General features: G+C 46.8%; 16 protein-coding genes. 3 read left to right on the forward strand and 13 right to left on the reverse strand.

What is annotated here, in order from left to right:
- Positions 1-9: 9 nt before the first annotated feature.
- The 4 genes from FFM79_RS05990 to FFM79_RS06005 form a co-directional block, all read right to left on the reverse strand.
- Positions 10-1,119, reverse strand: a complete 1,110-nt coding sequence (locus FFM79_RS05990) for a glycoside hydrolase family 88 protein (RefSeq protein WP_137642560.1) — start codon at positions 1,117-1,119, stop codon at positions 10-12.
- A 101-nt stretch (positions 1,120-1,220) separates the two neighbouring features.
- Positions 1,221-2,525: an MFS transporter gene (locus FFM79_RS05995; RefSeq protein ID WP_225424390.1), complete on the reverse strand. Its 1,305-nt coding sequence runs from the start codon at positions 2,523-2,525 to the stop codon at positions 1,221-1,223.
- A gap of 21 nt (positions 2,526-2,546) precedes the next feature.
- Positions 2,547-4,412 carry a DUF2264 domain-containing protein gene (locus tag FFM79_RS06000; RefSeq protein WP_137642561.1) on the reverse strand — a complete coding sequence of 622 codons (1,866 nt, stop codon included), beginning with the start codon at positions 4,410-4,412 and terminating at the stop codon, positions 2,547-2,549.
- 17 nt (positions 4,413-4,429) lie between these two features.
- Positions 4,430-5,566: a glycoside hydrolase family 88 protein gene (locus FFM79_RS06005; protein ID WP_137642562.1), complete on the reverse strand. Its 1,137-nt coding sequence runs from the start codon at positions 5,564-5,566 to the stop codon at positions 4,430-4,432.
- A gap of 183 nt (positions 5,567-5,749) precedes the next feature.
- Between FFM79_RS06005 and FFM79_RS06010 the strand changes: the two genes are divergently transcribed.
- The gene (locus FFM79_RS06010; RefSeq protein WP_137642563.1) at positions 5,750-6,703 is read left to right on the forward strand and encodes a helix-turn-helix transcriptional regulator; all 954 of its coding nucleotides are present in this window, start codon (positions 5,750-5,752) and stop codon (positions 6,701-6,703) included.
- An 82-nt stretch (positions 6,704-6,785) separates the two neighbouring features.
- Here FFM79_RS06010 and FFM79_RS06015 read toward each other — a convergent pair whose 3' ends face one another.
- Positions 6,786-7,829: a family 43 glycosylhydrolase gene (locus FFM79_RS06015; RefSeq protein ID WP_137642564.1), complete on the reverse strand. Its 1,044-nt coding sequence runs from the start codon at positions 7,827-7,829 to the stop codon at positions 6,786-6,788.
- 16 nt (positions 7,830-7,845) lie between these two features.
- Positions 7,846-9,036 carry an MFS transporter gene (locus tag FFM79_RS06020; RefSeq protein WP_137642565.1) on the reverse strand — a complete coding sequence of 397 codons (1,191 nt, stop codon included), beginning with the start codon at positions 9,034-9,036 and terminating at the stop codon, positions 7,846-7,848.
- Positions 9,037-9,225: 189 nt separating this feature from the next.
- Between FFM79_RS06020 and FFM79_RS06025 the strand changes: the two genes are divergently transcribed.
- Complete coding sequence (locus tag FFM79_RS06025; RefSeq protein WP_170177396.1) at positions 9,226-10,092, forward strand: AraC family transcriptional regulator; 867 nt, start codon at positions 9,226-9,228, stop codon at positions 10,090-10,092.
- A 60-nt stretch (positions 10,093-10,152) separates the two neighbouring features.
- Here FFM79_RS06025 and FFM79_RS06030 read toward each other — a convergent pair whose 3' ends face one another.
- The 4 genes from FFM79_RS06030 to FFM79_RS06045 form a co-directional block, all read right to left on the reverse strand.
- The gene (locus FFM79_RS06030; RefSeq protein ID WP_137642567.1) at positions 10,153-11,835 is read right to left on the reverse strand and encodes a polysaccharide lyase family protein; all 1,683 of its coding nucleotides are present in this window, start codon (positions 11,833-11,835) and stop codon (positions 10,153-10,155) included.
- A gap of 22 nt (positions 11,836-11,857) precedes the next feature.
- Positions 11,858-13,663, reverse strand: a complete 1,806-nt coding sequence (locus FFM79_RS06035) for an SGNH/GDSL hydrolase family protein (RefSeq protein WP_137642568.1) — start codon at positions 13,661-13,663, stop codon at positions 11,858-11,860.
- Between the two features lie 2 nt (positions 13,664-13,665).
- Positions 13,666-15,345, reverse strand: a complete 1,680-nt coding sequence (locus FFM79_RS06040; protein ID WP_225424392.1) for a polysaccharide lyase family protein — start codon at positions 15,343-15,345, stop codon at positions 13,666-13,668.
- Positions 15,346-15,424: 79 nt separating this feature from the next.
- Complete coding sequence (locus FFM79_RS06045; RefSeq protein WP_137642570.1) at positions 15,425-16,984, reverse strand: MFS transporter; 1,560 nt, start codon at positions 16,982-16,984, stop codon at positions 15,425-15,427.
- Positions 16,985-17,342: 358 nt separating this feature from the next.
- Here FFM79_RS06045 and FFM79_RS06050 point away from each other — a divergent pair, with 358 nt between their 5' ends.
- A complete protein-coding gene (locus FFM79_RS06050; RefSeq protein ID WP_170177397.1) occupies positions 17,343-19,520 on the forward strand; it encodes a helix-turn-helix domain-containing protein in 2,178 nt (725 codons plus the stop codon).
- 595 nt (positions 19,521-20,115) lie between these two features.
- Here FFM79_RS06050 and FFM79_RS06055 read toward each other — a convergent pair.
- The 3 genes from FFM79_RS06055 to FFM79_RS06065 are packed head-to-tail and all read right to left on the reverse strand — an operon-like array spanning position 20,116 to position 23,821.
- Positions 20,116-21,096 carry a hydroxyacid dehydrogenase gene (locus FFM79_RS06055; RefSeq protein ID WP_137642572.1) on the reverse strand — a complete coding sequence of 327 codons (981 nt, stop codon included), beginning with the start codon at positions 21,094-21,096 and terminating at the stop codon, positions 20,116-20,118.
- Positions 21,097-21,118: 22 nt separating this feature from the next.
- Positions 21,119-22,447 (reverse strand): enolase C-terminal domain-like protein, encoded by a 1,329-nt coding sequence (locus FFM79_RS06060; protein WP_137642573.1) that lies wholly within the window; start codon positions 22,445-22,447, stop codon positions 21,119-21,121.
- A gap of 39 nt (positions 22,448-22,486) precedes the next feature.
- The gene (locus tag FFM79_RS06065; RefSeq protein ID WP_137642574.1) at positions 22,487-23,821 is read right to left on the reverse strand and encodes an SLC13 family permease; all 1,335 of its coding nucleotides are present in this window, start codon (positions 23,819-23,821) and stop codon (positions 22,487-22,489) included.
- Positions 23,822-24,027: the final 206 nt, after the last annotated feature.

Here is a 24,027-nt window from a genome sequence, read left to right on the forward strand (position 1 = left end):
TTTTGATGTTTACCATAAAAATAAGGCTTGTCCTTCTAATCGCAACAGTGCTTCCGTAAAAAAGTAGTCTGAATAAATTAATGGAACTTCGTACGTCGCTGGCCGGTGGTAAGCCTCAGTACCGCCCCCGATAATTCCATCTTCAGTTGTTTGCCAGTTAGCATACTGGTCAGCCGTGGCCATCAGAATAGACTGAGCTGCTGACCGGTACGGCTTCTCCTCGGCACTAGGTAACCAGTCTGCTAGTTCCAATAAACCGCACGCCGCAATCATCCCCGCACTCGTATCTACTAATTTTGGGACCTTGGGTGCTCGGAAGTCTGCTAACGGAATATAATGATTGAGCTGACACTGCGCAATAAAGTAGTCAGCAATTCGCTGAGCCACAGCTAAATACGTTTGATCACGTGTATGCCGATAGGTAAGCGCAAAGCCATAAATCCCCCACGCTTGACCCCGACTCCAGGCCGAATCTGCTCCCACACCCTGACCGGCTAACTGAGTCAAAAAGCGGCCAGTTTCCGCATCAAAGCTTGCAATATGACCAACTGAGCCATCCGCACGAACCAAGTACTTCGCAACGGTCTTCGCATGGCGGTCGGCCATCTTCGCAAACCGCGGATCTCGGGTTTGCTCACTAGCCCAATACAAAAGTTGAATATTCATCATACTATCAATGATGACCCATCCCGGTTGGTCATTCCACGATACCAAAAAATTACCGTCAACGTTGAAACGCCCCGCTAATAAATTTGCAGCGTGTAGTCCCGTTCGCTGAGCTTGCTGATCACCAGTTACTTTGTAATGTGCGACCGCGGTTAACAACCATAAAAAACCAACATCATGATGAATATCCCGAAAGGTCGCCAAAGCATCATCTAACCGTTTTTCTTGAAAGATTGCGGCTTCACGTAGTTCTAACTTGCCCGTGTAGTTAAATAGCTGCCAGAGTAAGCCACCCCAAAAGCCATTTGCCCACCAATCGCTACCGCGCTCTAGCATAACGTCACTATAAAAGCCGTCATACGGGATATACGGCGTTTTTCCGTCTAATCGTTGATTCTCAGCCGCAACCTTCTCCATGACGCGTTGCAGCGTTGTTACGACCCAATTATTCATCCCGATTTCCTCCTACATTAAGCGAAAAGACCCATCTTGTGAGTCGTTTCAACAGAATCGTCTCATTCTAAGATGCGTCTTTCCTTATCAAAATTCAAGTTCTATTTAACCGAGCGAATGGCAGAAATGAGTAGCCCACCAATCACTTCCATGACAACTGAGAAGATGAAGATGGCTTCATAACCTAGCTCCGTTACAATCACTGAGGCCACTAACGCGCCCAGCATTTGGGCACCAGTTACCCCTAAATTGATTAGCCCTAAATCCTTACCAGCCGTTTCAGCGGATGGCAATACATCTAAGTTTAAGGCTCCGTCAACCGAATTATAAATCCCCGTCCCCATCGCGGCTAACACACCATATACGTACATCGTCCACGGATGAGCATCAAAAAGTGGGAATAATGCGGCTAATCCCAGTAAATAAGTGGCAATTGAAACGGGCAGCTTAACGCGTCGTAATTTATCTGCTAAAATCCCTGAAACCAGTGCGAAAGTTAGGCCGATAAAAAGCATAATCGATGAGAAAATTGAAATTGCTGCACCGGCCGATTTATCACTCATCATCATGTAATCAGTGAAAATATACAACAGATACGTCGTAATAATCGTATGTCCAAGCACCATGAAGAACTTCCCAAACAAGGCTAAGTAATAATCACGAGCCCCCTTTGTTGGTAACGAGAAATGGTGAACCATACTTTCCTTATCCAATTCCACTTTAGGTTCATCCATATTAGATTTTTCACCTGCTAGTAGAATGTGAACAATCATCAGTACCACGGCAATCGCGGCCATAACGTACAGTCCGACGCGAACATCACCTAAGAACTGGGCAGCTAAAATGGCAAACAATTGCGGAACAATTGTCCCCCCGACCCCGTAGAAGGTCGAAATCGTTCCCCGCCACTTAGGGGCAATTCGATCTGAAATTTGAGCATAAATTGATGCGGCAACGGCATTTTCAGCAGCCGCCGTAATGACCCAAATAACAATAATGGCGATAATTGATTGAATATTAGCAATCGCAATCAATGATAAAGCGGTTACAATCGTTCCTAAAACGATATAGGGCTTCCGCTTCCCCCAGCGCGTTCGCGTAACATCTGAAAACGCACCAAACATTAAATTTGCAATGGCAGCCGTTAGTGATGAAACCATACCTAAAATCCCAACGGCCCAGACCTTGTTTGCAGAATCAATTTGACTAAATAATTGCGGTAACAGCGTACTCCGCGTTGATGCCACGGGACCAATCCAAACGGCTGGCGACATAAACATCGAAATTGCGAATGCAATTGGTAATTTAGGTTGCTCCTCGTCTTTAACTTTAGCATTAATTTCTGGTTTCTTCTTTACCGCCGCCTTAGCTGCGTTTGTGTGTTGCTTTGGCTGATTGCTCGCCATGAAAATCCACTCCTTTCAAAACTAACTTAATTTAACTGTGACAATGTCTGCGCCTAATTGGATTTGAGCGTGATCAACGGTTAGCGTTACTTGGGGTTGTTCATCCCAACGCTCTTGCCCATAACTAGTTTCTTGGTGTGCGTAAACTCCCGTTACTAGCCAATGCTCCCCAGGTACCAACTTAGTTTGCCGGCCTGGTAACGCCACTACTTCTGGAGTCATTAAATTCGTGTTCGGAAAACCACCAATTGAACAATCCGCTTGCTGTGAATTTCCCAATAAGTCAACGATTCCAGAAAATCCACTTGGACCACTAAACGTACTTCCATGTGCACTCGTTTCAAACTTTCCAGGCTCATCCGGTGAGTTAGCAACACCAAAACCAGTCTCATAGGCTAACGTTGGCTGTTTAACGGTTACCCGGTGTAATCGAATTTGCCATCCCGCTAGGCCTACTAACCAAGTTCGAACGTTCATATTGTCATTAATCCGCCAAGTCGATGCGACCCACTGCTTCGTTTGAACCACATCAGATACATTATTCCGACTGTAAAACATTCCCGGTTCAACAACATCATGACCACCCCGGTTAGCGACCATCGTTGTATCACAAGTTTGGAGCCCTAACATCGAATCCATCACGGCTTCTTCTTTTAATTGGTTTTCGCGTGGAACTGAAAAGCCAAATTGACTAGAATACGCAAATTTAAAGTATTTTTCATTCGTTAGAGCGTGATAATTAGGGCCTGGCTGGCCCGCGTTGAGTAAGATGCTATGGCCCTTATCACTCATCGCTAACAGGTGCGGCGCTGCCAACAGTTTCGTTGGCTGACTGACTGACAACGGTGCTTCTAACGTTCGCCAATACGGGTCATCTGCTGGTAATGCTAATAACAAGAAAATCTTATTTGACCAGTATGGTGACGTTGGGCTGTTATAAGGCTCAGTCATCAGCAACTGCGCGTAGCCATAACCTAACGTTAGTAAGCCACTTTCATCAAAAATAGGGCGTTTGAACCACCACCGTAAGTTCCGGTTAATAATTCCTTTCATTTCAGCCGTTTTTTCCGGCCAAACATGGCCGTAAACCATCGCAACCCAAAATGCTACGGCCGCGTAGCGATACGTTAAGCTCCGACCAAATGGGACGTTAGCCCCATCCGCTGCAAAGAACGTAATAAACTGGGTTGCAAATTCTCGCGCACGTTTTCTAAAAACGGCACTCTGCGGATCATCAGGCAATAACACACTGTACAAAATACCGTAATATTGAAACGCAAACGGCGTATAATAATCCATCCGTCCACGAGCGCTATCTTGATACCAGCCATCTTGGACGTAACAGCGTTCAATTTTAGCCATTGCCGCTTGAACATCCGCTTGCTCTGCCGCAGTTAAACTAACTCCTAGTTGATCTAAAACATGATAAATCAAGATTTTAAAGAACTGCCAATTACCATCGGAACAACCATGGGCAAAAACCTGTCGTAACCAAGTCGCAATTTGATGTTGTTGCGCCGAATCGTAGGCCTTCCAGAGCGCATGCTGGTGGTGCCAAAGTGCAAACGCAATCGGCGGCATTTCAACCATTCGTTGATCGCGGTCATGTAAGTTGCCCCAGTAATCGGGACTTTCAGGATCCGTGCCTGCTAAGATACCGGCCTTAAGCTCCGCTTGCCAGCTAGCATCTAGGCGGTTAAACGCAGGACCTGCACCCCATAATAACCTTGCAAAACCTTCAACTCCCGCAATCCGGGTTCCATAACCAACTCCCGAAGAGCCAAACATGATGCGCGCCTTACCGTGATAGTGTTGCCGTAACGGCTGATTAATTTGCTCAAACAAATTCTGATAATCAATTGCCGTATTTAATTGCATCTGTGTCATCTAACGCCGTCCCCTTCCTAATAAATCGTTAAATCTAAGTTTAAGAAACGCAGAAGCGCCTCCACATAAAATGTATCGCCGTAGATAATCGGTACTTCCCGGTCGCTCGCCCGATGATACTTTGCCGATCCCTTAGTGACTAGCTCATCATGAGCCGTATCAAAATCACAAAAACGTTCAGTTAACGCGACTAGCATCCGATAAGCTGCTCCTTGGTACAATGGGCGTTCAGCCATTGGCAAATATTTCACCAATTCCAACAAACCACAAATTGCTATTGCCGTTGCCGTGGTATCATAATAAATTGGCGTTGCCGGGGCCCGAAAATCAATTAAAGATACGTTTCCAGTTGCAGCAACGTTAGCGATAAAGAATTGAGCGGCCGCTTTCGCCTTTTGCAGGTATGCGGTTTGATGATTATTTTTATAAACTAACGTTAACCCATAGAGCGCCCACGCTTGTCCACGGGACCAGGCCGAACCTTGACCATATCCTTGACCACCAAGATTGCCCTTGAACGCACCCGTCACCGGATCAAATACGGCAATATGATTACTGGATCCGTCTGCACGTAGGAGCGCTCGCGTGGCCGTTTGGGCATGGGCATTCGCAATCTGGGCAAAACGCTGATTACCCGTCTCCTGCGTTGCCCAATACAATAACCCCAAATTCATAAAACAATCTACGATTACTTGCCCCTGCTGTTCAGCACCGTTCCAAGCAACGAGGTAATGCCCCGCCGGATTATAGCGTCCAGCTAATAACAGTGCTGCTTTTAATCCGCGCTTTCGCGCCCGCACGTCACCCGTTAGGCGGTAATCTGTGACCGCTGCATTTAGCCACATAAAACCAACATCATGATCTAATTCATCAATCCTAACTAACGCATCATCAAGTCGCCGCTCAATCTGACGAGCAAGTTGCTGATAACTAGTTTGCTGAGTTGCTGCAGCAAGCTGCCATAACGTGCCGCACCAAAATGCATTTGTCCACCAAGTTGGATGCTGTTCACCAAAATCTTGGTACCGATGATTAGTGGCAATGTATGGCTCAGTTGCACCGATTCGCTGGCTCGTAATGGCTAACTTTGCTTGGACACGTTGCCAAGTGGCTTGTATGAATTGTTGTTCAGTTTTTGTTAAGTCATATTTCATTGAGCTTCCTCCAAGCAATATCGAAAACGTTTTCTTTACTCATTCATATTATCGATTTCACGAAGCCGACTATAGACAGATTCTGATAAATTGTGGTACAATTTCAGCCAAAAAGGTAAGCGTTTACGTATTCAGATAAAACAATGCACTTATTTTATACTAAATCGAAGGGGATGACCCACTTTGCCCGGTATTTTTAACTTTCCCTATTTACAAGTAACGGACATCTTGAACATTTCTGAACAAGACTATCCATTAAATCAATCCAATCGCTATCAAAAAAATGACACCAACTTATTAGTCTACGTTAAGCGCGGTCAGCTGCTTATCCGCAATCAGCGCGATTTCATCTTAAATCCACATGAATTATTAATTCTGCCCACTGATGAGCCGCTCACCCTAACAGCTACCGTTCCCCACACGACTGCGCTTCAGCTTATTTTTCAAGCAACTTCTAAGCACTTAACAGCCTTATACCGGCGAACCTTTACCTTTAATGATGAGCCACTCCTAACAGCAATTCATTCGGAAAGCCAAACCATTTTAGACCTGCGTCGCCGTAAACCCGAAATGTCCTACGACATGGAAATCGGTGAATATTTCATCGCGACAAGTGCCTTATTATACAGTCGAGCAACGGCACTACTCGTCAAGCTTTGCCAAATGGAAATCAAGAATCGACTACCGCAAGCCATTCGGCTAAAAAAAGCCGAACCGCAAACCGCCCCCGATCCAGCTGCGGTCCAGACTCAGCTTCACTATGCACATGCAACCTCTGGTGCACTCTATAAGCAACTGCTCGTTAACCAGATTATTGCTTACATGAAACTAAATCTCGAAAAACCGCTAACGATTGAAAAAATCGCCCAAGAATTCTTACTCGGTAGCTCCAACCTCAAACGCATTTTTAAAGCCGAAACTAGTACAAGTATCATGGCTTATTTCAGAACACTTAAAATGGCACGCGCTAAGGAACTAATTACAGAACACCATCTAAACTTCACCAAAATCGCTGCTAAGCTCGGTTTCAATTCGGTTCACCACTTCTCGGCAGCTTTTAAAAATTACACTGGTATGACACCTTCGCAGTATTATCAACGTGTCCGTCCTCAAGAGGAGCCGCGTGAGCAACCTTAATTATCTAAGGGCGCACAAAAAACGCCTTCCGATACCTTGGAAGGCGTTTTTATATTATTCAAATTCCATATAATCAATCTTATTATTCATAATCATCCAAAGACCATTCATCATGCCAGTCAATATATGGACGATCACCGACAAATCTAATTGGCAACCAAACATAGTCTGCAATTGATGTATTGGCAACGACAACATCGTCCAGATTATCCGGACGCGTATCTTTCATCTCAGGATTGAAAAATTGTTCAAATGTTTTAGCGTAGTCCTCATACTTTCTATCCATTTCGTTTGGTAACCAGCGATCCTGACAAGCAATGTACAAATCCTTTTTACCTTGTACTTTAAATACCGATGTCACTTGCGAATAATATGACGTTCTAGTTGTATCTTGAGGACTCGGATTTCCTAACACCGTGTATGGGCCATGCCACGTATCGGCAACCGCAACTTCTGACGGACTTGGAAAGTATCCCGTAGTGCCAGAAGTAAGTAGATAATGCTTATAATTACGAACAAAATGTGCAGTTGCTTCACGAACATATGGTGGGAATTTATGTGGAAAATGAGTTGAATAATACCCCGTTAAATCTGTATAGTCATCCGTTAAGTCAGCACAAATGGTTTCTGAATGAACCCGTTCAAAATAATAGTACCCCTTACCATCAGGAGCAACGGCTAAATCAAAGTCGCCCGCACTCATTCCTAATGGCGAAATATCTTCATTAACAATTGTGTACGGTCCAAGAATGCTATCAGCAGTTAAAACCGTTTCAGTTTGAGTATCATCTTTGTGCATTACCTTAACCCAGCAAACATATTTCTTAGTCTTTTTATTATAAATAATATGTGGTCGGTCCATTTGGTTCTTGTAGTAAAATGGTGATTCTGGATCGTCCGTATTAGCCGGAATAATAATTCCTTCACTCTTCCAATTATATAAATCTTGTGAACTGTAGCAACGGACGCCCCATTGCCAAATTCCATTTTTTCCATCCGATTTTTCTTTATTTTCACCATACCAATAATAAGTACCATCAATATACATCACGGAACCACCGTGTGCCTGAATCCGATTGCCATCTGTATCTAGCCAAACTTGACCTGGCCGAAATGAGTTATACATAGTTAAGATCTCCTCTTTAATTTAATTTTTTATTCAATGAGTTTTTATTTGCGTGCAGCATGTGAACCAATACAATCACTAAAACAACTGTCCCAACAACACCACTAATAATTAATGCAGCTACTGGTGTTTGAACGCCGATAACCGTTCCAATACCTTGCTGAATATACGGTGTTAGGAAAACGCTGATATTAATGAACACTAATGCCAAAGAATTACAAAAATTAGTTAAATCTCTTGGACATAATTCAGAAACTCTCAAAAACATGTACGGCGATAGGAACGTAAATGAGGCCGCCATTACAATAACCAAAGTTCCCGTGAAAAGTAGATTATTAGACAACGTAATCAAAACACTACTTGCACTTAAAATGAATATGAATAGCGGAAACATCTTTACGCCAAGTATTTGATGAACTTTACCAAACAAAACACCAACAATCATTCCCGTTAGAGATGTAAAACTTAAAATAAAACTAGCTGACGTTGCGGAACCATAACCCGCATCAGTAATAAGTAAGGCTAACTTAGTCATTAACGTCATAAAAATAAACTGCATGAAAAACATTGCAAAAAAGAAAGCATATGTTTTAGCACTTAACCGTTTTAAGTTTTTAACTATACTTATCTTTTTATTCTCCTGTTGGATATCCATCCTTGGTAAGAACAAGATAACCAACATAAGAACAATCAAGAGAATGAAATAAGTTAAAAAGCTAAAGCGCCAACTTATTTGTAATAACACACCTGCTAGCATCGTTAAAAGTGTACTTGCAAGATTGGAAACCGTCCCAATAAATCCGAACATTTGTGCTCGCTCATCACCATCATAAAAGTAAGATACAATACTGTATGACAGTGGATTTAATAATCCGATCCCCGCACCAAACATGAATCTGCAGACTAAAATTGCATATATACTATTCATGAAAACTGGTAAAATACCAGAAATAAACGAAACTAGCAATCCCAATGCAGCTGTGTTCTTATAGCCAATTTTTTTCGTTACCACTGGGCTAATTGCAACAAAAATCAAAATTGCTAAACTTGGTAAAGTCGTAATGGACTCAATCAGCGACGACGCAACCCCTGGAAAGCTTTGTCTTATAACCGGAATTGCTCCAGAAATAACGCCAGCGGCAGTCGTATCTATAGAAATCCCAAGAATCGAAGCTTTAAATATAAAACTATGTTTATCTTTTGTCATATTCTTGTCCCTTCTACATTGATCTATTAGGCCTAATGCATCCGTAAGTTGTTACCGCTTACATTTAATAATGTTACCATCAAAAAAAATAAAAATTAGTTATTAAATTGTCGTAATATTATACTTATATTTAGATTTTTAAAGAAGTAAACTATGAGTATAGGATTTCGTAGCTTTTGGAGGATGTTTATGACACAAACTGAACATAACGCAACCAATATTCATCACGAACTAATTAACTTACAACCAAACGTTCCGTTTAAAATTTATCTTAGTGATCAGCACCCTCGCTCAGTCAATGAATCATATATACTGCCGCACTATCATGCTGATATTGAAATTATTTATTTATTAAAGGGAACTGTAAATATTTACGACGATAATAACTTAACGGAACTACACACTGGTAGTGTGTACATTGTCAATTCCAACTCCATCCATTCAACATCTAGTTCGTCGTCCCATATCACTAACTATGTATTGCAAATTTCGTTTGATTTTCTAATGAACTTCATCCCCGATTTTCCAAAGTATCATTTTTTGATTAATAACGATGACACTATTGTTTCAAAACTCAAAAAAGATATTTCGTTAATTAATCAGTTTCACAATAAAAATAATAATGACAATTCCTATCTAATGAGTTTGTCCTCATTGTTTGATTTGATGTACATTCTAACTAATAATTTCGCTACTCAAATTTCCTCGAAAACGGCCCAAAAAACTGCCAAATATCACCAAAGAATTAGTACGGTGATTGGTTACATCGAAAGTAACTATTCTAGTTCGCTATCTTTAACAGACGTCGCCAATCAGATTCATTTATCACCAGCCTATTTTTCCCATTTCTTTAAATTACAAATGGGAATGACCTTCTATGAATATTTAACAAACGTGCGCATGAAACATGTAGAAAGCGAGCTAAAAAATACAAACAACGAAATACTTAAAATTATGGACAATTGCGGATTTACAACCTACCATCAGTTCAGAAAAGAATTTTATCAACGCTTTAATATGAGTCCCTCTCATTTTAGAAAATCAGCTATTCATTAAATTACATTTACACCAAAAAACGCCCGAGCCTAACTCGGACGTTTTTGCTTTCTCCTAATTCTATTCCGAACACGTCAACAAAATCGTATCATACATCATGTAACCGCCCTGCACCGCAAATGACAGGCGGTTACGCCCGTCGCGGCAGGCCCCCGCCGGCAGCTTCAGCTCCCAGAGGTGGTAACTGCCACACTTCAAAGCGTTGCGGTAAACCGCGTTATCGTCCAAGAAAGTCCGCTGGCCGAGTGGGTGGCCGTTCAGACTGACCGCTAACATTGGATCGCCGTGACCACGGTCGTTTTCGTGGTCGGCGACGCGCTTGCTAGCGCCGGCAAGCGCTACCACCAGCGTTAGCGGCTGGTCGGTGGCGACGGCACCAAACTGGACGTCCCAGGTACCACGTTCGCCCTGAATGCTGTACCAATCCTGCTCCGGTTGGCTCTTCCCGATTTCATAAACGAGGTGCCCCGGGGTCAGTTTGCGCCAGGTACTGTTCCGCAGGGCCTGCGAGAATTGGAATGGCACGGTCGTATGATTGGCCGGACCAATTTGCCAAAGCACCCGCCGCTGCGGCACGTTCCAGGTGATTGGTGGGAGCGTTTGGTCGCCAGCTTTTACCGTGACCTGGCTGGTAAAAGTGCCCGCAAGCGCCCCCTCCAAGGCGTAGGCCGACAGGGTATACTTGCCCGGCCGAACGTGTTTCAGCGCAAACAGCCCCTGCTCGTCGGTGTCGCCGTAATAAATGTAACCGCCAGACGCCTTATCGAAGGTCGTAGACCCCTGACTCAAAATGACCTTCAACTTAATTTTCTCCCCAGAGGACAGCTTCAACTGACCATAGACGTCCCCGCGGGCCAGCGGGTACAGGTCCTCCTGCATCCATTCGGCCGGCCAGGCGGCCTGTTGCCGTTGGGCGTACTGCTTCGCATCCGCCAGCTTATCGGGCCCGTCGTTAATGTAGACGTGCCATGGGCCGTACAATTTTTGCCAGCCCGGCATGATTTGAAAGTCGCCGGTCCCGAGGTGGGCACCGTTCAGGTAATTCAATAAGATCCCGTCATAGTGCACCATCAGTTCCTGCTTAAGCGGACCACTCGGATAATATTCCGTACTGCCTGGCACGAACCAGAAGCCGTATTCCGGGCCAAAGAAGCCCCAAAACGGATTGTCGGCAAAGAAGTCGGCGTAATCGTACTTGGAATACACCTTCGAGTTGGAATAGCGCTCACCGTTAGGCATCTCGTAGGTTTCGTCCTGCCACTTTTTAAACTGGTTCGTATAGTTACTACTTGGTTGCAGACCAATCCGCGCCGCCGTGTAACTATTCGGGAACAACCGCGGATCTAGCCGGTAGACCGTCCGCATCTCGTTAATCGTAAACGGGTGCTGTGAATTGCTAGTTGCCACCACGTAACCCGCCAATTCGGCGTCTTCCGAGCGCATAACCAGGTGATAAGCTAAGCCCAACTGGCTCTGATCATCAATGAAGGCTAGGTGCTTACAAGTGGCACTATCTTCGACCACTTCGACGCGGTTAAACTGCGGCGCCCGCGACTTCAAATCCTGGTGATAGTCCAGGTAAAACGAGTGGTGGCGGTCCGGGTCGACCACGTTGCCGTCTAAGTGTTCAATTAAATTTCGCCCGTGGTAGGCCAGGTACTGGGCCTTACCGTTTTGATCTAAGGTGAGCGTCATCGCCCGATTTTCAAAAGTATAACGTCCGTCTTCGTGTTTTAATAACATTTTTGATCATCACTTTCTGACTTTACTTGACGATGACCGCCTTGCTAAACAAGCGTTGGTTCAGTTCATCGTCCTGGCCCGCAATTTGGACCAACCAGACGCCGTCGTGCGGCGCTTGGTAACTGTGGAGCTGATCGACCTGGTTCGCGGGAATTTTGCCAAGTAGTTGCTTTTCATGGGTCCGCTGACTAATTAGGTAGACCCAGTAGCTGGTCACGTGTGGGTGCGCGATGAAGCGCAGTGAGAAGCCGACGTGCTGCGGGTCGGTCTCGCGGTCGACTTCGTAAACGTTGATGCCGGCGATTTCCGGCGTTTCGACGGCTTCACTCGTCAATGGCACTTGAATAACGGCACTCGCCAGCTCGTGACTCCCCCGATAAGCGCAAACCCGGTAAGTCGGGTTCTGGCATGGGGTTTCGTCGAGAAAACTAGGTTGAAGCGCGGTAAAACCGACCGCATCCGCCCCGTAACCCGTTCGCTGAACCCGATAAAAGTCCGCGTTCGTGACTGGTTGCCAGCGTAAGCGCACGTGGCGCTTTGGTTCGACCTCCGCACTCAGTTCGCTGAGCACCTTGGCCGCATCGGCGACCGGCGTCAATTGGTAGTCCGTCTGCAACTTGGCAAACTGCTCCGCAACTAAGCGGGCTAAGACGTGGGCGCCGTAACGGTTGAAGTGGGTATTATCGTGCACCCCACCCGGAAAGCCCGGGTACTGCCCGGCCGCAAACTGCATGTAAAGCGCCCGCCCGACGTCGGGCCCCATTTCGGTCAACACGTCGGCCGTCAGTTTGCCTAAATCGATACACGGCAACTGCCGTTCCTGTGCTAACTTCAAGACTTGTTCCCGGTACGGGCCAAAACCGATATGGCCGACCGTGCCATCGAATTTGTGCTGCGACGGCGGTGTAACGAGGATCGGGTGCGCACCGCGGGCCAAAGCGCTATCCACGAACTGGTTGAGATAGTTCGGGAAACGCTCCGGCGCGATGTAGCGCATTGGCCGGTAACTAGTGGCGTCGTTGTCGCCAAATTGAATCAGCAGGTAGTCGTTGGGCCGTAAGCCGGCCGCTAAACTTGCCAATTTACCCTCCGCGATGAATGACCGCGCACTGCGACCACCAATCGACTTATTTAAAATCGTGAATTTACCATGCTGGTAAATCCGCGCTAACGAGTAGGTCGCGTGGGCGTCCGGCGTAATCACCGCCTGCCCCTGCGGGAAGAGTGCGGCGGAAAGCACCGCCCCCCAGCCGGTTTGCGGGTACTCCGCCTGCGTATAGGTCTGGGCCGTTGAATCCGAGGCAATCACGACCCGCGGGTACGGCGCCGCGGCCAACGGCTGGCGCGTCATTGTCAGCGCCGTTAATTCAAAGCAACCGCCCGTTTCCGGCGCATCCAAATTCATGAAGGTCAAATCGAGCTGCGCCGTTGTTAACGCAACGTCGAGCGTGACGGTTTTTGCTTCGGTTCCCGCTAACGTAAAGGTAACCGTTTCGAGGTCGTTCACGATCGCCGTATAGGTCTGCGCGCTGGCTACCGTGTTTTGCAATCGCAACTTCAATTGATAGTTTTGCGCTTCGGCGGCTATTACCAAGTGGGTGCCCTGATAATAGGTAAAGGTCCCGACCGTGGCCGCGTCTTCGTTCAAGGCCGGGCACTGTTCGACCAACGTCTTAAAGTGTAGTTGCGGTTGGGCGCCCTTTTCCGGCACCGCCGGGGTCACTTCCCGCTTTCTTAACTCATAAACCTCACCGTGCCACGCCCCGCGCTGCGGATAGCGGTACGTTTTTAATTGGGCCCGAATGGCCGCTGCGTCTAACGTGGTCATGGTTAGTCACCCGCCTGTTCTAATTTGATCGTATCGTACATTAAGTAACCGTCAGTCTTGATGGCCAAAATATTTTTACCGGAATGAATCTGGTTAGCCGCCAATTCAATCGTCAGCAGGTTGTAATTCCCGCCCCGCACGGCTGAACGGTAGCCGGCACTGTCATTAATTTCGTAATAGTGGGTCGCCGCCGTCTGGTTGTTCAAGTCGACTTCGACGCGGGTCCCCATCGGTTCGGTCATAATCTTTTTGGTGACCGCGGCAAAGGCAATCGTGAGCTTAGCGGGCTTGTCCGGGTCTAACTGCCGACCGTTGAAAATGATCCGCCAAACGCCCCCGTCATTTTGGAGGTAATACCAGTCGTCGCTCGGTTCGCCAACGTGGTACGTTAAATTGTTAGGCACGAGGTCCTTCCAGATATGGTTCCGTAATTGGTCACTAAACTTAAACCCATCGGCGGTGTGGGTGCTGGTCCCGATTTGCCAAATTAACTTAGCGTGGTCGGTCGCAATGTCCAAAGCCCCGAGGTCGTTAGTGCCGGCCGCGACGGACTGGTCGTCCCAGTGGTAGGTCCCAACTAGCCGGCCGCCCTTGGCGTAAGCATAGGCGGTGTAGTTGTCCGGCCGCACGTTGTTAATTTCAAAGTGCCCCTGGTCGTCAGTTTCAGCGTAGTAAATGTAGCCGGTTCGCTGGCGCATGAAGGTTTCGCCGTTTTGGCTCGGTTGCGCCAAAACAACTTCGTAGTGGTCCTGCGGTGTTTGGCCGTCCACCGTCACTTGCCCGCTCGCCGTGCCAAGGGCCAACGGATAGTTGTCATCCTGAACCCACTGGTACGGCCAAGCCGCCTGTTCCTGCTTGACGCGTTGCTTAACGGCGGCCAGTGGGTGCGGTTGGTCGGTCACCAGCACGCACCATGGGCCGTAAAACTTATGCCAATCCGGGTCAACTAGGGTGTCACCGGTCCCAAAGTGGGAAGCGGTCAAGTAATTTAAAATCAACCCGTCGTAGTGCAACAACAAGTCCTGATTAAGCGGCCCACTTGGGAAGTAACTGCGGTCAGTTGGAATGAACCACAGCCCGTACTTCGAACCGTACTGACCCCAGAACGGGTTCTCGCTCAGGTAACCCGCGTAATCGTACTTCGAATAAATGGCGGAATTGGAATAGAAACTACCGTCGGTCATCCGGTAGGTTTCATCTTGCAGCTTTTCACCGGTCATCATGTGCGCACTACTTGGTTGGTGCCCAATCCGTTCGGAGTTATAACCGATATTAAAGAGGTCGTGATCCAAGCGGTAAACCGTCCGCAATTCTTGAATCTTTAAGGTTTGATCCGAATTGTTCCACGCTTCCACGTAACCGTAAATGGCCTTGTCGTCACCGCGGACAATTAAGTGGTAGCGCAAGCCCAGGTCACTTTGATCATCGGTGTAGGCCACGTGCGCAATTTCTGGCGTATTTGCAATGACTTCCATCTTAGTAGGCCGCATGTTCACGGTCTTACTATTCATGTGGTAATCCAAGTAGAAACTGTGATCCTTATCGGGGTCACGCGGTTCGCCGGTCAGGTTATTTAACAGTTCTTGACCATCCAACTTTAAACTACCGACCATCGCTTTAGCGGTCAGTTCCACCTCGAGGTGGGCGTTTGTAATCTTGGCCGTCATTTTATTCGTTGTCATTTTTAACAAAATAATCGCTTCTTTCTAAATCAGTCTAATAATCAAAAAGGTATCGCCGTAGCAATACCTTTTGATGAAACTATGCTTGAGGATGGGGCGTGTGGTTAATAGTATCTTGTTTCTTTGCACGCTTACCTTTACCTAAATTGATAATGTTGTTATGACCCCAGCACTTTTCATAAGGTAGCCCAGTTAATTCTTCAACAATGGTCTTGGTCTTTGGATCAACGTCGTCCATGTTACCGCCATTCCGGAGACGAACCACTTCGTCCAAGAGGATCTTGTGGTTTGGAACCGATAATTTGAAGCGGTATGACAAGAAAATACCGAGTAAACAGAAGACAATTGGCACAATCGTGTAAATAATTAACAATGCGTTGACCGTAGTTGCGGATTGGGTGGCTGATTTTTCAGCGAAGCCGGTTGCCGCTAAGACGGTCCCAATTAAAATGGTTTCAATCGAACTGAAGATAACGTCCAAAGTGGAGTTAACACCGGAGTATTGACCTTCACGACGCTTCCCAGTTACGATTTCGTCAACGTCCGGGATGTTCGTAAAGATAAATTGCGTTGAGTTAACCACCCCAGTTTTACCGAAGTTCAAGCAAATCGTCAAAACAATGAACCATACGGCTAAGTGGTCCGGACGGAAAATCGCAATGGCTAACATCCCTAACATTACGGCAATCGTACCCCAGCTACCAATCCGGTAAGTGAAGGGACCATCCGTCTTCTTGGTCAACCACATGTAGAATAACAGGAAGCCGATCCCGAAGATGAACCCAACTGAAGTGGAAACCGCAACGTCGGATGATTGGAGTAACAGCACGAAGATAATGAAGTAAGTGTTAATGGTCCCTAACAGCGAACGGAACATTTGTTCGCATAGGTACATTCCAAGGTAGAGCCGGTAACTTCTAACTTTGATGGTCGACATAAAGTTCCAGAAAACTTGAACTAAGTTTTGACCAATCGACAGCTTTTCTTTGAAGACCGTGGATTCGTCAACGGGCCGTTCGTAAACGCTGAAGTAGAAGACAATCAGTAAGACGAAGGAAATAATGTCGTAAACAATGGCTAAAGTGAAGTAAGTGCTCCAGAGCTTGTCGCCCAAGAACTTGAAGAAGTAGACGGAACCAAAGGCTGCCAAAATTCCTGAAAAGGCGGCACCAATTTGGTTACCGGCAACTAATTGCGCCCGTTCGCCAGAATCTTCAGTCATTTCTGACATGAAGGTCAATTGCATGGTTGAAACCATTGGTGACAAGATGAAGTATGCCAAGAAGAAAATGTAGTAAACCGGCGTACTCATGCCTGGAATCCATAACGTAATGAATAAGAGCGTTTTGATGGGGATCCCAATAACCAGCATGGCTTTCCGCCGACCAAACTTCTTACCGAAGCGAGTTTGATATAACCGGTCGGACATGTACCCGTAAATGGGGTTGATAATCCCGCCGACGATCTTCGACAACGTGAAGAGGAAGGTAACGGTTACTAACGGCATCCCGATGAAGGTCGTATAGTAAAACATCAACCAGGTGTTAATCATATATTCTGCAAATTGCGCTAATTGGAAACAGGAGAATCCAATTTTATTGAACCAACTTAATTTTTTATGTTCAGCTTTCGCATCCATGAATTTCACTTCTTTCTAAGTATTGTTAACGCGTCTCCCCCGCTGAATGGGGAAATTATTAAACCATATTGCCAGCCACCTCACTAGTTTGTTTATTGGTAAACATATGGTTGAAGTTGTCTCACAACCGCAACCGTTTCTGCCGGGTGAACCTGACGCAGGTCCGCCTTATCAAGCACAAGTTTATTATTAATCGCACTTTAAATTTCCACAATTAGACTTTCTTGCCGATTTATTGGGTGCGGTTACTTCGTCTCAATTGTTCTTGATTTCACATATTTCCCGGGAAATAATCTGTAAGCGCTCACATTATTCTGTTACAATGGACGTATTCGAGTTGGCGAAAGCGGGGACCAAGATGCACCGGTTACTAGTTAAATGGACGTTCAAACGTAAGATGATGGCGGTTGGTGGGTTAATTATTCTATCAATCTACTTAATTGTCATTGCCTTTAACTTATTGCTACAAGGACCGATTCAAAATCATTTGATGAGTCAGTCCGCCACCAGCATCAAACGCCAAATTCAAACAGCCAACACCCAGGTCAGCAACCTCGAAACGTACGCCTACACACTTAGCACCGCGCTAAACGCTAATCAGCTCCCCGCGTCGCTTCAAACCGTGCCGACGAGTTTAGCGCCGTTGAACCAGGCCAGTAACCAACTTTTCCTATTAGAAAACGATTCAACCTTAATTAACGCGGCGGTAATCTTTGTCGCGACCGCCCACCCCTACGTGATTAATTCCAGTGGGACCAGTCAGAACACCCTCTCGACTTACCAGCCACTAGCCCAAGCCAGTCAAACTCGTCAGTGGCGCTACTACCATCACCAATTATTCCTCCTGCAACCGGTTGGGAGTACCCAAAGTAACCGCCAAGCCACCCTGATTATTCAAGTGGCGACTGACAAACTGATCAGCCGCTACACCCCAACCGTCGGGCATAACCACTCGTCGCTAGTCGTGGCCGGCCACCAGCCGTTTGGCGACGACCTCCGCAAAGTCTTACCCGCCGCTAAGAAATCAGTGGTGTGGTACGGCAACCGCCGTTATCGGGTCTTGAAATACCAGGTCAGCCACCTCGGTCAAATTTGGACTTACTATAGTTTGCTCTCACTCAGTAACATCTTCGACGCGATCAGTGACGTTTCAATTTGGATCATCATCATTAGCTTCATCGTTTTCGGGCTCTTCACCGCCCTCGTCATTTGGTTCCGGCAAAACTTCTACACCCCGGTCCAAACGATGATGCGCTTGGCGGGGACGCCGACCGATGAACTACAAGCCCTGCAATACCAGTGGGAGCGACTCCTCAATCAGCAAAGTACCGCCGCCGTTACGGCCGCTCAGGACAAAGAACGCCTCCAAACCAACTTTCTCGTGCAGGCGATTCAGGGACGGTTGGCCTACCTCGGCACCGCCGAAATTGACCAAAAGGCGCACCACCAAGGTTTGGCGTCGATCACTAGCAACCCGGTCTGCTTTATTCGGATTCAAATCACCGATACGATCAGCCCGACCAGTCACCGGGTCACCGACGACCCCAACCTGGCCAACTTTATGTTCAACAACGTCGTCAGCGACCTCGCTAAGCAGCACCTCAAATCCGCTTATACGATCGATAACGAAGAACACGCGGTCACGCTGCTGACACCGGCCGTCGATGCGGGCGTTTTGCATCAGTTTTACCGCCAAGTCAGTGCCAGTCTGAATCACCTGCTGGCCCGCTACGTCACGGTGATCATCGGCATGCCCGTGCACGACTGGGCCCAGTTAAAGCCCGCCGCTAACCGCATTCAGGCCGCCGCCAGCTACCAGCAGTTGCGGTTGGCCAATCAAGAACTCCTCCTGGCAACGATTGATGTGAACACCTTTAATGTCCACCTACCAATTGCCGATGTGAGTGAAGCACAGCTCTTAACCGCGCTCAAAAATCTGGACGCTGCGCCACTGGCGCCCGCGCTTGACCGCTTATTAGCGAATTACTTTGAAGCGCAGCGCCCGCAAATCGTTCTCTTTAACAGCCTTGAAAAATTGTACTTCGACGTCCGGAACTTAATTCAAAACTACGGCTTACCACTCGCGGCCTTGCCGACCGAGCAGGAGCTACTCGCCAGTGCCGCGCCGCTTTTCCGTCAAGCCGACCTCGCACAACTGATCAATGCGAGTTTGTTGCAGCCGACCCTACACCTTTTGCAGACGACCCACCAGCAAACGGCTCAGGAAAAGATGCAGCGCATTCTCAGCTATTTAAAGGCGAACTTTAGCGACCCGACGCTGTCACTGGAGCAGACTGCCGACCAATTCAATCTGGACAGCTATACGCTCAGCAAGGTCTTTAAGACGCAAACTAATACAACCTATACGGATTACTTGACCGGGTTGCGGCTCAATTTTGTCAAGGAGGCGTTGCGTAGTAGTACTAAGTTAATTAACGTGATTGCGACGGAGGCGGGCTATCAACCGAGCTATTTCAACCGGGTCTTTAAGCAGCATTTTGGGATGACGCCGGGGCAGTATCGGAAGCAGGCGTGAGGGAAAGAGTGTGAGGCCCAGCGGGTTGGTCTGAGGATTAGCCTAGCCACCGGCATTACGTGGGTTGGGCGTGGTGCCGGTGGCGTAGCTAACCGCAGGACCATGCTGGGCCAAACACGTTTCGACTAGATTGCAGAGGAGCGCCGGATTAGACCTAAGACACTGCCTAGACAGTGACATGACGCGGGTTTGGCGTTGTGTCGCTGTCGTAGCAGGTACAGGCGTCAGTTGGTCTGGAACACGTTTCGGCTAGGCCGCAGAGGAGGAACGAACTCAAACCATTGCCTAGCTAAGGCGTTATCGCGGGTTGTGCGATGGCGCCTTAGCGTAGCAAGCGCAGAGGTCAGCTGGGCCAAACACGTTTCGACTAGATTGCAAAGGAGTGCCGGATTAGACCTAAACTTATAACGTAGACAACCCAATTCAATTTGTTAATGCTTAATCGCTTCGATTGATACTAATCTGCTGGGTATTTTCAGCTTTCACATCCACATCCGTGGAATAAATAAATAGTGTCAATCGCCATAAAACAGCGATTGACACTATTTATTATTTTAAATTTTCGGGTTTTACCCCAAATTGTTTGTCACGTCGATTAATGCTTAATTTTATCGTAGTTAACCGTAAATTCGGGTTCCTTACCGTTTGCATAATCGATTACGGCTTGTGCAGCTCCCTTAGCAACCGCGCGCATTGCTTCAACCGTCGTTCCACCAATGTGCGCCGTCAGAATAGCGTTCTTAGCAGTAAACATTGGGTTATCGGCTTTTGGCGGTTCAGTCGCAAAGACGTCCAGTGCGGCGCCGGCAATCTCACCAGCGTTAAGCGCAGCGGCCAAGTCCCGCTCGTTCACGATACCACCACGCCCCGCGTTAATGACGAAAGCAGTTGATTTCATTTCAGCTAACTGTGTCTTACTAATCATGTTTTTAGTTTCCGGTGTTAGTGGCATGTTGACTGAGATAAAATCGCTAGTCCGATAAAGTTCATCAAGGTCGGTCATCATTGGAATGTCAGCTTTCTTAACGTACGGATCGTAAGCTACAACGTCCATCCCGAGTGCTTGCGCTAAGCCCTTGATTACCCGACCAATTCGACCTAGACCGAGAATAGCGAGCCGCTTACCACGAACTTCGTGACCGTTTAAATCATTTTTAACGGCTAGTCCTGGTAACGAAGCCCCCTGTTCATTGGTAATTTTACCCGCTTGAAAGGCGGCATTCGACTTCAAAATTCGCCGACTCAGAGTCAAAATTTGGGTAATAACGTATTCGGCAACTGAATAGGCATTGGCCCCGTTAACACGGGCAACCAGCACCTGGTGTTTAGTGGCATCGTCAATATCGACGTTATCCACGCCAGTACCCGTCCGCGAAATAATCTTTAACTGGTCTGCCTGGTCGATGACCGCGTTCGGCAATTTACTGGAACGTAGGATCAAGGCGTAAGCCCCCTGAATTTCTTTCGTCAACGTTGCCTCGTCAACACCAGACGCCACTTGGACGTCGAACCCGGCCTTAGTCAACATATCACTAGCCGTCTGATCAATTTTTTCACTAATTAATACTTTTTTCAATTGGTGCCAGTCCTTTCGAAAATTAACGCACAAGTGCCGGACGCTTTGGATCAAATTTCCAACCAGGGATTAAGAATTGCATGGCCGCCGCGTCATCACGAGCACCTAAGTGTTTATCGATGTACAACTGGTTTGCTTTCTTAATCGCATCCAAGTCGATATCGATTCCGAGCCCTTCGTTGGTTGCCGAAACCTTAACTTGACCATCACGAATTTGGTAAGGGTTCTTGGTCAAGTTTTGACCGTCTTGCCAGATCCAGTGCGTATCAATATCAAAAACGTCACCAGGGGCAGCGGCAGCAGCGTTCACAGCCATCGCTAATGAGATGTCAAAGTGGTTGTTAGAGTGAATTCCCCAATTCAACCCAAATTCGGAACAAAGTTGCGCGACCCGAACGGCCCCTTCCATCGTCCAGAAATGCGGATCAGCTAACGGAATCGAAACGGCGTTTAAGGCAATTGCGTGTGACATTTGCCGCCAATCGGTATCGACCATATTTGTCGCCGTTGGCATGTGGGTCTTCTTCTGGAATTCAGACAAAATTTCACGACCAGAGAAGCCGTCTTCCGCACCACACGGATCTTCAATGTAATGGAGTACGTCCTTCATTTCATCCGCATACTTCAAGGCTTCCTTCAATGACCAGCCACCGTTTGGATCCAAGTCTAATTTGGCATCTGGGAAGGCTTTATGGAGCGCCTTCATCACTTGAACTTCGTCTTCACCTTTTAAGACACCGCCCTTAAGTTTGAAGGTCTTGAAGCCGTAGCGATCGTAGGCCGCCTTAGCTAATTTCACAATTGAATCCGCGTCCATTGCTGGCTTACGGCGTAACTTACCCCAGTCATCCGAGTTATCATCGTTTTGCAAGTAAGGCAAATCCGTTTTGTTGGCATCACCAACGAAGAATAAGTAGCCTAACACACCAACGTTTTCTCGTTGTTGCCCATCACCCAACAAAGCAGCAACGGGAACGTGGAAATGCTTCCCAATCAAATCAAGAAAGGCCGTTTCAACGGCAGTTACGGCGTGAATCATCTTCCGTAAATCGAAGGTTTGGTTACCACGACCACCGGCATCTAAGTAACCAAACTTAGTCCGCATATTTTGCAAGATACCCTTGTATTCGCCCAACGTTTTACCAATCACTAAGTCCTTTGACTTTTCCAAGATATCGGTAATCGCTTGACCACCAGGGACTTCACCAACCCCGACTTGATCCTCATTAGTCGTTAGCACAACGATATTACGGGTAAAATACGGGCCGTGCGCCCCACTTAAGTTCAGTAACATGCTGTCATAACCCGCAACGGGATAAACGTCCATTTTAACAATTTTTGGTGTACTCATTTTAATACGCTCCTTTAATAAATAATTAGCAGTTTCAAGTTAACGGAATGCACCTAGTGCCAATCCAATTAGTGTCCAAGCGATACTTAGACCCCAAATTGGCAACATGCATTTCTTAATAAATTCTGGTACTGTGATGGCATCGCCCGTCATGTTAGTCCCAATGTAAATTTGCGGTTGGGCAATCGGAGTTAACATCGCTCCCATATTCATGAATAGCGTAACAACCACAATTTCACCAGGTACGTTGTAGGCTTTCATGATTGAGATTACGATTGGTAGCAAAACGTAGTACCAAGTATCGTTGGTGAACAGGAACATCAATGGCGTTGAAAGTAGCGCGATAATGATGTAGACCCACGGACCAAGTGATGACGGAATGACGTTGAGTAAGACATTGACCATTGCCTTCATCATGCCACTGTACTGCATGACCCCGACAACGACCCCAGATAATAGAATTGTTGGCATAACCGGCATCAGCGACTTGGCGTACTTTTTTAATAGTTTATTTTGCATTTTAATGTTCGGGTAATTGTAAGCAAACGCCACGACTAACCCAAACGCGAAGACGTAATAAGACGGAACGGTCGGAAACGCAACCAGACAAAATACTAGAAAAATCGTGAATAGGACGTTTATCCAGAACAATTTTGGCCTAGCAAGTTCGGGATCGTCGTGAATACTTTCGGCAGCGTCCTGAGTATTGCCATCATCCGTAACCGCTTCCCCGGACTTCTTATTCTGGTGCTGAATCCGTAAACCAATAATGATCGCAATCACAAATAATAAAATTGTGAAGACAACCTGAGTCGGAAACATTCGTGAAAACAGGCTAATCGGACCACCCTTCACTTCGGGAACCAATGAAGCCGCCCGTAACATCCGTGAACTCCATGGTACATCGAAGGTGTTGATCACCCCGAGAGTCGTAAAGAACATCAGTAGCATCGGACTCATCTTTAACTTCTTATAAAACGGTAACAAGAGTGGAATAGCAATAATATAAATTGACGTTATGCTGACGTCCAGGCCAACAATCATAGCGACCAAGATGGTCAAGCTCGTCAAAACTGGCGGCGTAATCGTGACGTGCCGTAAAATCTTACGGACAATCTCGTTAAACAGTCCAGTATCCGCCATCATCATGAAATATGGTAGTGAGAATAACATGATCAAGGCAACTGGTGTCGTCATCCCAAGTCCCTTTTCGAGCGCGTTACCAAGGGCAGTCGGTGACATCCCGACCAAAATCGCCCCAATAATCGGGACAACAGAAAACGCAAACATCGTGCTGACTTTCTGTTTCAACAAGAGATAAATAATGATAAACATCATCAAAAAACCGATTAAAGCAATGTATGAAGTGCTCAAGCGAATCACCTCCGTGCAATCAATTTGACATTGAATTATAATGAGCAAGCGTACTCAGACAAATTCTGGCCGTAAGCCTTGCGGTGTGACCACCGCTTAATGAATTAGTGAGCATGTGTCGGTAAACTAGTTTGCCTTGTAAAAACGTTTTCAATATCATTGTAGGTAGCTAAGCCGGATCTGAACAGTGACTAAATGGACCCCAG

Source organism: Lactiplantibacillus modestisalitolerans (assembly GCF_005405425.1).
Lineage (GTDB): Bacteria > Bacillota > Bacilli > Lactobacillales > Lactobacillaceae > Lactiplantibacillus > Lactiplantibacillus modestisalitolerans.